At 42.6% G+C, this 13,409-nt stretch carries 8 protein-coding genes and 4 tRNA genes; 5 read left to right on the forward strand and 7 right to left on the reverse strand.

The features are described 5' to 3' along the window. Window positions 1-82: 82 nt before the first annotated feature. Window positions 83-3,193: a multidrug efflux RND transporter permease subunit gene (locus tag CHJ_RS09805; protein ID WP_317917577.1), complete on the reverse strand. Its 3,111-nt coding sequence runs from the start codon at window positions 3,191-3,193 to the stop codon at window positions 83-85. Beyond that, on the reverse strand, window positions 3,193-4,290 hold the full coding sequence (locus CHJ_RS09810) for an efflux RND transporter periplasmic adaptor subunit (RefSeq protein ID WP_411861543.1): 1,098 nt from the start codon (window positions 4,288-4,290) through the stop codon (window positions 3,193-3,195). Before CHJ_RS09810 ends, CHJ_RS09805 begins: the two co-directional genes overlap by 1 nt. A gap of 291 nt (window positions 4,291-4,581) precedes the next feature. Between CHJ_RS09810 and CHJ_RS09815 the strand changes: the two genes are divergently transcribed. From CHJ_RS09815 to CHJ_RS09835, 5 genes are all read left to right on the forward strand, one after another. After that, window positions 4,582-4,666, forward strand: a tRNA-Tyr gene (locus CHJ_RS09815). Between the two features lie 103 nt (window positions 4,667-4,769). After that, window positions 4,770-4,854: transfer RNA gene (locus CHJ_RS09820), tRNA-Tyr, on the forward strand. A gap of 103 nt (window positions 4,855-4,957) precedes the next feature. After that, window positions 4,958-5,042, forward strand: a tRNA-Tyr gene (locus CHJ_RS09825). A gap of 102 nt (window positions 5,043-5,144) precedes the next feature. Further along, window positions 5,145-5,229: transfer RNA gene (locus CHJ_RS09830), tRNA-Tyr, on the forward strand. A 384-nt stretch (window positions 5,230-5,613) separates the two neighbouring features. Beyond that, window positions 5,614-7,095, forward strand: coding sequence for a peptide MFS transporter (locus tag CHJ_RS09835; RefSeq protein ID WP_317917578.1), 1,482 nt, complete (start codon window positions 5,614-5,616; stop codon window positions 7,093-7,095). A 208-nt stretch (window positions 7,096-7,303) separates the two neighbouring features. Here the strand turns inward: CHJ_RS09835 and oppF are convergent, their stop codons facing one another. The 5 genes from oppF to CHJ_RS09860 all read right to left on the reverse strand — a co-directional run bounded on the left by oppF (window position 7,304) and on the right by CHJ_RS09860 (window position 12,865). Then, window positions 7,304-8,293 (reverse strand): murein tripeptide/oligopeptide ABC transporter ATP binding protein OppF, encoded by a 990-nt coding sequence (gene oppF / locus CHJ_RS09840; protein ID WP_171755034.1) that lies wholly within the window; start codon window positions 8,291-8,293, stop codon window positions 7,304-7,306. After that, the gene (locus CHJ_RS09845; protein WP_171755033.1) at window positions 8,293-9,264 is read right to left on the reverse strand and encodes an ABC transporter ATP-binding protein; all 972 of its coding nucleotides are present in this window, start codon (window positions 9,262-9,264) and stop codon (window positions 8,293-8,295) included. The genes oppF and CHJ_RS09845 overlap by 1 nt, the downstream gene beginning before the upstream one ends. A 33-nt stretch (window positions 9,265-9,297) precedes the next feature. Next, window positions 9,298-10,200 (reverse strand): oligopeptide ABC transporter permease OppC, encoded by a 903-nt coding sequence (gene oppC, locus CHJ_RS09850; protein ID WP_171755032.1) that lies wholly within the window; start codon window positions 10,198-10,200, stop codon window positions 9,298-9,300. A 15-nt stretch (window positions 10,201-10,215) separates the two neighbouring features. Then, window positions 10,216-11,136, reverse strand: coding sequence for an oligopeptide ABC transporter permease OppB (oppB, locus tag CHJ_RS09855; RefSeq protein ID WP_171755031.1), 921 nt, complete (start codon window positions 11,134-11,136; stop codon window positions 10,216-10,218). A 100-nt stretch (window positions 11,137-11,236) separates the two neighbouring features. Continuing rightward, entirely contained in the window at window positions 11,237-12,865 is a 1,629-nt protein-coding gene (locus tag CHJ_RS09860) for an ABC transporter substrate-binding protein (protein WP_317917579.1), read from the reverse strand. Between the last annotated feature and the right edge of the window lie 544 nt (window positions 12,866-13,409).

Here is a 13,409-nt window from a genome sequence, read left to right on the forward strand (position 1 = left end):
ATTCATTATTTTCTATTTTTTTAAATATAAAAAAACCAGACACTGTTTCCAATGTCCGGCTGTTTGTATTAATTATCGTCTATCAGTGACTGATTCTGGCTTTTACTTCATGCTCTAATTGCTTAGTTAGCTCATGTTCAACATGTCCCGGTGCTCTAGTTGCAGCAGAAAGTACACGATACATTGCTGGAATAACAAATAGTGTCACCAGTGTGGCAAAGGCCATTCCAAAAAAGATAACCGTACCTACCGCAACACGACTTTCATAACCCGCACCGCTAGACGTAATCAGCGGAATTGCTCCGGCCAGTGTAGTAAACGCGGTCATCAAAATCGGACGTAAGCGTCGAGCTGATGCGTCTATGATCGCTTTTTCAAACTCAATTCCTTTATCTCGAAGCTGGTTGGCAAACTCCACAATCAAGATACCGTTCTTTGTAACCATTCCAATCAGCATGATCATGCCTATCTGACTGTAGATGTTCAGTCCTTGACTCATTAAAAAGAGTCCTAAGAACCCACCAAAGACCCCCATAGGAACAGTGAACATCACCACCAGCGGGTTAACAAAACTTTCAAACTGAGCGGCCAAGACTAAATACGCAACCAAGAGAGCCAATGCAAACACCACCAAAATACTCGACTGATTCTCTTTATAGTCTTTTGATTCACCGGAGTAGCTTATAGAGATGTCTCCGGGCAGCGTTTCAATGGCCTTATTGTCAAGGAAGTCCAATGCTTCGCCAAGAGTGACCCCTTCCACTAGGTTTGCAGTAACAGTAATGGCTTTCTTCTTATTGTAGTGAGAAAGACGAATGGCAGAGGCGACTTCATCAACACGCGTAACAGCATCTAACGTGACTAATTCGCCCGATGAGGTTCTCATGTAGATCTGGCTAAGATCTTGCGCATTGTTAAAGTTATTCTCATCCCCGCGTAGGTAAACATCATATTCCTCGCCACGCTCAACAAACGTGGTCTCGCTCTTACCACCCAGCATGATCTCTAGCGTATTGGAGATGTCAGAGACTTTAATACCCAACTCAGCTGCTCGTGGCTTATCAACGGTAACAACAAGCTCCGGCGTTTTCTCTGAGTAATTTATATCAGCGCCTTCCATTAGTGGGCTATCTTCTGCGGCTTGTTTAAGAACCTCAGCCCACTCTTTAAGCTCTACATAATCGGAACCACCCAATACAAACTGAACCGGCTCACTTGATCCCCCTCTAAAACCGGGTGTAAAAGGAATCACACGCGCATCAGGGATCCCTGTTAACGCTTTTCTTACCACACCAAGCGCTTGTTGAGCCGACTGAGTTCTCACATTCCAGTCTTCCAATATCATGATAACAAAGCCCGTTTGGTCACCGGCACTGCCACCAAAAGCTGGCGTCTGAATGCTAAATGACTTCAATAGCCCCTGTCCTAATAATGGCAACAGCTTTGACTCAACCAAGTCCATATTTGCTGACATTCTATTGTAACTTGTCGCATCGGCCCCTCTGACAAAGGCCAACAACACGCCTCTATCTTCAGCCGGAGCTAACTGTGAAGGCACCTGCTTCATTAGGCCATAGCTACCACCAATACACGCTAAGATGACCAGCGGCGCAATTAACCGCACACGCATTGCTTTCACTAATAGGAATCGATAGCCCTTTTCCAACTTGCTGAATAGAAACTCTACCCCACGATTAAAGGCGTTGGGCTTTACATTCGCTTTTAGAATTTTACTGCCCAGAACTGGAGTCAGGGTTAGTGCTATCAAAGACGAGAAGATAACGGACATTGACAGCAACACTGAGAATTCAGTGAACATTAGGCCAACCATTCCATCCATAAATGAAATAGGCAGGAATACCATCACCAAAACCAGAGTGGTCGCAACAACCGCAAAGCCCACTTCTCTTGCCCCTTTATAGGCAGCGACAAGTGGTGACTCTCCCTTCTCAATATGGTGGAAGATGTTTTCTACCACCACAATGGCATCATCAACCACTAAGCCTATAGACAATATCAGTGCCATTAAGGTAATTAGGTTAATCGAGAAGCCAAAAAAGTAGGCGGAGATAAAGGCCGAGATCAGCGAAACGGGAACGGTTATCGCCGGGATGATTGTTGCTCTAACTTGACCAATAAAGATGTAAAGAACAAGAACAACCAAACCACCGGTAATAAATAAGGTGTTGTATACCTCAGTAATTGAGCGGTCGATGAAAATAGTCGAGTCATAATCTATCGCCAGTCGCGTTCCGCTAGGAAGAAACTTCTGTATATCCTCTACTTCTTTATGCACCATCTGCGCGACTTCTAGAGGGTTAGCGTCCGACTGAGGCACAATACCCATACTAACGTTAACCACACCATCGCTTTTAAAGGTGGAGTTTTCGTTTTGTGAACCAATGTATACATCCGCAACATCGCGTAAATAAATAGGCGACCCATCGCTTGAACGTTTAATCACTAGCGCTTGGAAATCGTCAACTTGGTTATAGCTTCTGGCGGTACGTACCGACATAACAATTGAGTCGTTACGTACTTCTCCCCCTGGGCTTTCAAGGTTTTCTGATTTCAGCGCAGCGGTGATATCCGCGGCTGTCACGCCTCGACCAGCCATTAGCTCAGGTTTTAACTTAACGTACATCACTTTATACAGTGCGCCTGAGATATCAACCGAGCTCACTCCTGAGATCAAACTGAAGCGATCCACCAACACACGTTCGGTATAGTCGGTGAGCTGTGTTCTATCCATCTCTGACGAACTTAGATTGATGTATACCGATGCTTCCCCACTGCCATTGTTTTTGTATACCAGTGGTTCATCTGCTTCGTCAGGAAGACGACGTTGTGCTCGCGCAACGGCATCACGTACGTCACTTACCCCTGAGTTCAAGTCATAACCAAGCTCAAAAGTCACTTTAATTCGAGACGAGCTATTACGAGTGGTTGACGTGATTTCATCAATACCGCTAATGCCAGAAAGCTGATCTTCTATTACAGATGTAATCTGGCTTTCGATAATCGTCGCTGAAGCACCTTCATAGCGTGTAGATATAGAAACAACCGGGTTTTCAATATCTGGCATTTCTCTTACTGCCAGCTTATTAAAGGAGACAATACCAAATACCACCAGCAATAAGCTCAACACCACAGCGGCAACTGGCCGCTTTACAGAAATATCTGATAACAACATTATTCTGCACCTTTGCTAGCGTCTGTACCCTTACTCGCAATCGCCGCTTGCTTTTGCCCCTGTTCGACAACCGTAATACCATCGCGAATATTCACTATGCCTTGTACTACGATTCTTTCACCGATCTCTAGCCCCGTTTCAATCACCACTTCATTACCAATACGAGCGCCTAAAATTACTTCTGTGCGTTTGGCTTTATTATTGTCATCAACCACATACACGTATCGCTTCGTACCGGAGTATTGCAACGCTTGTACAGGAATAATAGCCGCTGATAGGGCAGGAAACTCCATCGTGCCAGACATCAACATACCCGGTTTAAGTTGATTATCCGGGTTATCAAATTTAATTCTCACTCGTAAGTTCAGAGTCTCGCTATTAATGCGAGTATCAATGCCCATCAGTTTGCCCGAGAATTCACGGCCACCCCAAGCGTTCGTTGTCGCTTTCACATCCATACCCTTTGAAAGCATAGATAAATAGCGCTCTGGAATTTGCAAGTCCAGTTGCATCACCGATAAATTATCCAGTGTAATCAACTCAGAGCCTGCACTAACCATTTTTCCTCGGCTAAAATCGACAAAACCCACGGTGCCAGAAAATGGAGCGGTAATGTTAAGATCCTTTAAGCTGGCATTGGCCGCATCAAGTCTTGCTCTTGCAATATCGACACTGGCTTTTTGAGCGTCTATTTCTGTTTGGGTAATTGCTCCCTTCTTCGCTAGCCGTTCAAACTCGGCCAGTTTTCTCTGCTCATCACGCAAATAAGCCTCAGCTTCCGAAAGGACCGCTTTGGCTTTATCGTCATTCAATTGAATCAACAGTTGCCCTTTATCAACCTTCTGATTGGCAGAGACATTAATAATGTTAATTTTCCCTGAAACTTCAGGAGCGATCACAACCGATTCTTCTGCTTCCAGTTTGCCAACTAAGGTGAGTGTCTGAGAGATTTGATGAGTGGCAACCGGTTCTGTCACTACGGCGATGGAACGAGACTTAGAAGGCCCAGATGCTTTTCCTTGTCCAGCGGCAAAAGTGGCACCTGACACTAACATCAAGATGCAGCCAAACGCAGAAATCTGTTTTATGTTGTTCATTATTGGTCTCTTAAAAATGGTTTTCGACATTTTATCAGCTGAAATAATACGCTACGTAAACTAATGTAAAGATGAAGAAAGTTTTTGTAAACATATCTGATCTAAAGCGATAAAGGAGCGAAACGGTTACTTTCTGGCATCATTGCCCAAAAAGGCAGCAACCGAGTCAAAATCGCAATAAAATTCTTTACAGCACATTCGATTTTGCTATTATGCGCTCCTCACTTGAGAGCGGCTGGAATTGGGACTAGCCGAAGGTTAGTATAACGAATGAGTTAACCTTAAAACCCTGGAGGGGTTCCCGAGTGGCCAAAGGGAGCAGACTGTAAATCTGCCGGCTCCGCCTTCGATGGTTCGAATCCGTCCCCCTCCACCATACAATTTGATTTGTGCCTTATTTTAATAGTAACGCACAAGTTGATATAAAGCGGTTAGAATTGGGACTAACCATAGTAAATATTTATTTACTTAAATACCCTGGAGGGGTTCCCGAGTGGCCAAAGGGAGCAGACTGTAAATCTGCCGGCTCCGCCTTCGATGGTTCGAATCCGTCCCCCTCCACCATACAATTTGATTTGTGCCTTATTTTGATAGTAACGCACACGTTGATATAAAGCGGTTAGAATTGGGACTAACCATAGTAAATACTTATTTACTTAAATACCCTGGAGGGGTTCCCGAGTGGCCAAAGGGAGCAGACTGTAAATCTGCCGGCTCCGCCTTCGATGGTTCGAATCCGTCCCCCTCCACCATACAATTTGATTTGTGCCTTGCTTTAATAGTAACGCACACGTTGATATAAACGGTTAGATTTGGGACTAACCTTGGTAAATACCTATTTACTTAAATACCCTGGAGGGGTTCCCGAGTGGCCAAAGGGAGCAGACTGTAAATCTGCCGGCTCCGCCTTCGATGGTTCGAATCCGTCCCCCTCCACCATATTGAAAAGCCAGCTCTTAGAGCTGGCTTTTTTTATTGCTGCTATCTACTGATAATCACCCTCGACGAATAGACACTTTCAGCCCCTTAAACTTGCCAGATAGTGTGCAGCGTAACGAATTAGCCCTACATTCCTTTCATTAGAATAAATTATTAATAATCTACTAATAATACACTCAATAAATAACCCTGACCGCCAGCCCCAATAGCTGACTGAAAAAGCATCAGATATTATTTCAGATCAATTTAACACCAACTAATACATGAAAAAAACTAATACCAAGAAAAGTTATTCTCATCAATACGTAACATTATATACAACTGGAAAATGATACAATCACAACCCTTTTGCTCTTTCAATCTTAATACAATGAGACTTTTATTATGTGGAATAGACTAAATAAGTCGATGATGTTCTGCCAAATGATGTTTGGCTTATCTTTCTATGGTGTAATGATCATCCTGACTCGTTTTTTCCTAGAAGATCTAGGTTATAACGAAGCAGATACTATGATGGTTGTCGGCGCTTTCTCTTCAATTGGTCCGCTGTTCGCTATCGCAGGTGGATTTATCGCTGACAAATTCCTTGGTGCTTACCGCTCACTTACCATTAGTTACTTTGGTTTTGCTGCCGGTTATACCTTACTTGTTTTAGGCGCATCAGCACAAAATGTTCCAATGAGCTTAGTCGGTATTGCACTTGCTAGTTATTCACGTGGTTTAATGTCTCCTTCTTACCCAAGCCTTTATAAGCGCACTTTTGCTACAGAAGAAGACTTTGAAAATGGTTACCCAGTAAACTACTCTGTGAACAACCTAGGTGCACTTATTGGACAATATATGTTCCCAATGTTTGTGCTAGTGATCGGCTTTAATGGCAGCTTTATGATTTCAGCCACTATGGCGGGTCTAGCGTTCTTAACCTTAGCCATTTCAAGAAAGCAACTGGTAAACGTTGGTGCAAATATCGACCAAAACCCAGTAAGCAGCAAAAACTGGATTGCATTTGCCGCAACATCCGCTGCGATGATTGGTCTTGTTTTCTTCATGTTCTCAAATATGGACATTGGTAAAAATATTGTTTATGCCATTGGTGCAGCAGCAATTTTGTACTTCATCTCTCTAATGGTGAAATCAAAGAAATCAGATGCGCTAAAAATGGGCACTATTTTGATTATCATGGCGTTAACAACCGCTTTCTTCGTCTACTACGGTCAAATGATGACATCCATGACTATGGTAACCATCAATACCATGCGTGGTGACCTATTTGGTATCATTCCGATTGCACCAGAAGCTGCAATGGCGATGAACCCATTATGGTGTATGGTCGCTGGCCCAGTGATTTCCATTACGTTCTCTACTTTAGAGAAAAAAGGAATCAACTTCTCGACAGCAACAAAAGTTGGTTTCGCTTTTGTATTAACCGCGATTGCATTTGGTATTCTCGCAGCAGCAGTACTCGCTATTGGTGAGAATGTGATCATTCGCCCTGAAGTGTTCTTTGTTATTCACTTCTTCCAAGCATTCGCAGAAGTGATTGTAGGAAGCTTGGTAGTGGCATTTATTCTGTCTGTTACTCCAAAGCACATCGAAAACTTCTCTGTTAGCTTGTTCTCTGTTGCCATTGCCTTAAGTGGTATCGTTGGTGCGGTATTCTCCACCTCTATCGCATTAGAGAAAGGCCAAGAGATTACCCAAGAGATCGTACAGACTGTTTATGGTGGTTACTTTACCACGCTAACTATTTGGGCAGTTGTGATGGTCGCCATTGCTCTAGGCTCTTCTTACGTGATTCGTAAGATGCTAGAAAAAGCGAACGAAAGTGATTCTGATAGTAAGCGTATGGAAACAGCCGAAGTCTAACCCACAACGACTAGTACGTTACTCATAAATCAGGCTCCTATTGGAGCCTGATTTTTTTGTGCTTAATAAATGCCGTCTCTGTTTAGAAGCAAATCGCTAACGTCAATAACCGACGCCAATAACCAACCTCTGTTCATTAGCGATAAAAAAAGCGCGGTTCAATTAAGAGACCGCGCTTAAGCCCGTCACAGGCTGAATTAATCTAATGTTAGCTTACATGTAAACAAGATACCGCATGCACCTCAGAGCCATTCAGAGACGGCTTAGTTTTCGCACACTCTTCTGTTGCTATTGGACAACGAGTTCTGAACACACAACCAGACGGTGGGTTAATAGGAGAAGGTAAATCCCCTTCCAGCATCTGAATGGTTTTATTGCGTTCTATTTCCGGATCAGGAATAGGAACCGCTGACATTAATGCTCTTGTGTATGGGTGCTTAGGATCGGCAAATAGTGCTTTTGCTTCACCAAGTTCAACCGCATTACCTAAGTACATAACCAGTACACGATCTGAAATGTGTTTTACCACAGACAGGTCATGAGCAATAAAGACCAAACTTAACCCTAGCTCATCTTGAAGCTCTTTAAGTAGGTTAACTACCTGAGCCTGAATAGATACATCAAGAGCCGAAACAGGCTCATCACAGATGATCATTTTCGGGTTTAGAATAAGTGCGCGAGCAATACCAATACGCTGACACTGACCACCAGAGAATTCGTGAGGGTAACGGTTGATAAGGTTAGGTAACAAGCCCACCTTAGCCATCATCTCTTTTACTCGGTCTTTTACCTCTTGCTTAGTTAAGTTTGGGTAAAACGTCTCTAACGGTTCAGCGATAATATCGCCAATGTTCATACGTGGATTAAGTGAAGCGAGAGGATCTTGGAAAATCATCTGAATCTCTTTACGAGTTTCACGACGCTGAACCTCTTGCATGCGAGTTAAGTCTTGACCTAACCACATGACTTCGCCCTCTGTTGCTTCTACTAAACCAATAATAGCGCGAGCAAAAGTAGACTTACCACAACCTGACTCACCAACAACACCAAGTGTTTCGCCTTCATACAGTTTGACATTAACACCATCAACCGCTTTTAAGTTTGAAGGTTTAGTCCAAGGCCATGCAGATTTTGCAGCAATGCTAAAGTGAACTTTTAGTCCTTTAACATCTAATAATAAATTTTTATCAGCACTCATTATTTCTCCCAAGCCTCCCAGTCAGAAAAACAGGCACGTTGACGATCATCACCGAACGGTAACAAGATAGGTGATTCTTTCATGCAACGGTCCGTTACGCGATGGCAACGCTCTTGATAAGGACAGCCTGTTGGCAAACGCAATAAGTTAGGTGGATTACCCGGTATCGTCGGTAAAACATCGCCTTCAGTATCCAATCGAGGGATAGCTTTCAGCAAACCTTCAGAGTATGGGTGGCTAGGGTTATAGAATATTTCATCTACCGTACCGTACTCCATGGTACGGCCAGCGTACATAACCAGTACTTTTTCACACGAACCTGCAACAACACCAAGGTCGTGAGTAATCATAATAATGGCGGTATTGAACTCTTTTTTAAGTTCGTTCAATAGATCCATTATTTGCGCTTGAACTGTTACATCAAGCGCGGTCGTTGGTTCATCTGCAATCAACAGTTTTGGTCGACATAGCAGCGCCATGGCAATCATCACACGCTGGCGCATGCCACCGGAGAACTCGTGAGGGTACATAGTAATACGCTTACGAGCTTCAGGAATTTTTACCGCTTCAAGCATGCGAACAGACTCTTCAAATGCCTCCGCTTTACCCATTCCTTTGTGCAACATCAACACTTCCATCAACTGATCACTCACCTTCATATAAGGATTGAGTGACGTCATTGGGTCTTGGAATATCATTGCAATTTGCTCTGCACGAACTTTGTTTAGCTCTTTCTCCGGCAGATTGAGTATTTCATTGCCTTCAAACTTAGCACTACCTTTAATAATGCCGTTTTTAGCAAGTAGGCCCATAATGGCAAACACGGTTTGTGATTTACCTGAACCTGACTCCCCAACTATGCCCAAGGTTTCACCTTGATTTAGCGAGAAGTTTAAATCGTTTACTGCGGTAACAATACCATCTTGAGTGGTGAACTCTACGCGCAGGTCTTTGACATCTAATAAACTCATTTTTCTTTCCAGTATATTTTCTAAGCCCTAGGCTTATCTGTCTTTTGGATCTAACGCGTCACGTAGACCGTCACCAACGTAGTTAAAGCAGAATAAGGTCACAACCATAAAACAAGCTGGGAAAATTAGCTGCCAAATTGCCAGTTCCATAGTTTGAGAGCCTTCTTGCAGTAACGCACCCCAACTTGTCATTGGTTCTTGTACCCCAAGACCAAGGAAAGATAGGAAGGACTCAGTCAGAATCATGCTTGGAATTAATAGCGTTGAGTATACGGCAACAATACCCAGTACGTTTGGTACGATATGGCGGGTAATGATTTTCCATTTACTGACACCACTTACATGCGCAGCTTCTATAAATTCTTTGCTACGTAGACTTAATGTCTGACCACGTACAATACGTGCCATATCAAGCCAAGCAATCGCACCAATTGCAACAAAGATGAGCACAATGTTTCGACCAAAGAAGGTGACGAGTACAATAACCAAGAACATAAACGGTACAGCGTATAAGATTTCCAGAATACGCATCATCACACGGTCAGTACGACCGCCGATAAAACCAGATGTCGCACCATACAGAGTACCAATAAGCACGGCAACTAACGCACCAAGCACCCCTACCATCAATGAAATTCGTCCACCAACAAGAGTACGTACGTAAATATCACGGCCCAGGCTATCGGTGCCAAATAAGTGTTCCGCTGATGGTGGTTGGTGTAATGCGTACCAATCCGTGTCGTCATAGGTAAATTCAGCCAACATTGGCAAGAAAATTACCGCCAGTACCATCATTGTTAAAATTGCAAGGCTCACCATCGCTGCTTTATTGCGCATAAATCGGATACGAGCATCTTGCCATAGGCTGCGGCCTTCAATTTCCAAGTTCTCAGCGAACTTTTCTACCGCATCAAGATTGTCTTTTTTCGTTAACATAATATCCGTTCCCAATTAATAACGAATTTTCGGGTCAATTGTCGCCAGTAAAATATCAACGATTGTGTTGAATAGAATAAATAGGAAACCAATTAAGATGGTCACTCCCATTACTAGCGAATAGTCACGGTTAAATGCAGCGTTAACAAACAACTTACCGATACCCGGCAAGCCAAAAATCGTTTCGATAACAACAGAACCTGTGATAATACCGACAAATGCCGGTCCCATATAAGAAACAACAGGCAACATAGCAGGCTTCAAAGCGTGCTTAACAACAATATATGGGTAGCTCAATCCTTTAGCTCTCGCCGTACGGATAAAGTTACTGTTTAGTGTTTCGATCATGCTTCCGCGAGTGATACGAGCAAATGTCGCAACATAAAGTAAGGACATACCTATCACGGGCAGGAACATATATTTAAAGGAGCCATCTAGCCAACCACCGGCAGGAAACCAACCGAGGTTAATCGAGAACAGATAAATAAGTGCCGGCGCAAGAACAAAGGAAGGCATCACCACCCCAATCATGGCCGTAGACATAATGGTATAGTCAATCCATGTGTTTTGCCGCAGTGCGGCTAACGTTCCGACGCTTACCCCCATAATGACGGTAAAGATAAAGGCGGTAAAACCGATTTTCGCCGAAACAGGCAATGCACTGGAAACCAGTTCATTTACGGTGAAATCTTTATATTTGAATGATGGGCCAAAATCGCCCTGAACAATATTAGTCAAATAGGTTAAGTACTGTTCATGAACAGGTTTATCTAAACCATATTTAGCATTGATGTTAGCCATAACTTCAGGCGGTAACGGACGTTCAGTTGAGAACGGGTTGCCTGGAGCAAAGCGCATAAGAAAAAAAGATATTGTGATCAATACCAACATCGTTGGGATTGCTTCTAATACTCTTTTCGCGATGAATTTAAACATAAACTCACTCTATTCGGTCTGTGACAGTGTTTAGTAAACAAGTAGGCGCTGCATGAGTTCCCTCATGCAGTGCCTTTAATTATTATTTTTATTAAGAATATTACTCTTTGATATATAAATCTTTAGAGTAGATTTTTTCTTCCGCATTGTTGTATGGGAAGCCACCTACTTTAGGACTCAATAGTCGAGATTTAACATATTGATAAATTGGAGCAATCGGCATGTCTTTAGTTAGCAACGCTTCAGCTTTTAGGTACGTCTCTTCACGCTCAGCTTCAGATGTTGATGACAATGCTTTATCAATCAATGCATCGTACTCTTTGCTTAGGTAGTGAATACCACCCGTAGTGTTAGTACTTTGCATTAGTGTTAGGAATGTAGACGCTTCGTTGTAATCGCCACACCAACCTGCACGAGCCACTTCAAAGTTACCTTGATCTTTCGAGTCTAGGTAAGTTTTCCACTCTTGGTTCTCTAGCGTAATATCTACACCAAGACCTTTTTTCCACATAGATTGTACCGCTGCAGCGATTTTCTTGTGGTTTTCAGATGTGTTGTAAAGCAGAGTAAACTTAAGTGGGTTCGATTTAGTATAACCCGCATCTTCAAGCAGTGCTTTCGCTTCAGCTAGACGCTCTTTTTGCGTTAACTTGCCGTAAGCGGGTGTCACTGGGTTGAAGTTAGCTGTGATTTCTGGAGTTAGGAAGTAAGCCGGTTTTTGACCTTGGCCTAATAGCGCGCCAGATACGATATCACGATCGATCGCATAAGAAAGTGCCTTACGGACGCGAAGATCATCAAACGGTGCTTTGTTACCATTGAAGATGTAGTAGTAAGTACATAGGTTACCTACCGTTACTAACTCTTCTGGGTTGTTTTTCTGCAAGCGCTTAAAGTGCTCGTTTGGTACATCGTAGCTGACATCGATTTCACCAGCTAAGAAACGGTTCATTTCCGCTACTTGGTTTTCAATCGGTAAGAAGGTAACTTTTGTCAGTACTGTATTTTCATTGTCCCAGTACATCTCATTTGGAACCATCTCAATACGCTCATTCACTACCCAGTTTTTCAGTACAAATGCGCCATTACCTACAAAGTTCTCAGGCTTGGTCCACTGATCGCCAAATTTTTCTACTGTGGCTTTATGAACTGGCTTAACTGTCGTGTGACCCATCATTTTAACAAAGTATGGGATTGCAGATTCTAGTTCTACTTTAAGAGTGTAAGGGTCAACCGCTTCTACACCAAGAGTAGATTTATCCGCCTTTCCAGCAATGATGTCGTCAGCGTTCTTCATGGTAGTCATTTCTAGGTACCATGCGTATGGAGAAGCTGTATTTGGATCAACTGCACGTTGGAAGCTATAAACAAAGTCTTCTGCTGTTACAGGATCGCCATTAGACCATTTCGCGTCTTTGCGAAGATGGAAAATAAAGGTTTGGTTATCTGTTGTTTCCCAAGATTCTGCTACACCAGGGATGCTATTGCCATCACCATCTTGGTTTACTAGTCCTTCGAAGAGATCACGAATAACGTGAGATTCTGGAACACCTTGAGTTTTTTGTGGATCAACAGATTGAATTTCTGTGCCATTACCACGCACTAGCTCTTGTTTTTTTGCCAGTTTAGTACCTGCTGGAACATCCGCAGCTAGAGTAGTAAAAGAGGTGGCTGCTACTGTTAAGCTAGCACCCAATAGTAGAGCTTGTGTAATTTTATTTTTGTACATGCATTTAACTCCAAATCATTTTTAGTTTGCATCCATGACGCTTTATTAGCAGCTAGAACGGTCAGCCAATTTAGATTATTTACATGGTCAATCTATGACCAATAAAACCTAAAGCTAATAAAGATTGCCGCACAACTTAGCAATCCCTGACCAATTTTTCCATAAAAGGAGCCAACAGAACCGTTATTATATCGACTAGGTCAATCTTTTGAGCTTATTCGCCGTCCATTATTCACATCACGATTACAAATAGCTTTTTGCATTAGTTATGCATATATAAGTGATCCAAGTCACGTTATTTTTTGTAGCAAATGACCTTTTCTTTAAAATTCACTGAGTTATGTTATGCATATAATTCGATAACAGGTTAAATATAATCAGTATTAAAATTCTGCAGATTAAGCAAACTTCAGATACATTCGCTACCTACTGACAAAAAAAGAAAAATATTTCCCTACAATTTGTACATATTATTTTACAATCGAAAATGAAATGTAAAAAGGGCTAGGTTTCCACCTAGCCCTTTCTCGTTTTTTAACCATCG

The sequence above is a fragment of the Vibrio sp. MACH09 genome, assembly GCF_033238805.1.
Taxonomy (GTDB): Bacteria; Pseudomonadota; Gammaproteobacteria; order Enterobacterales; family Vibrionaceae; genus Vibrio.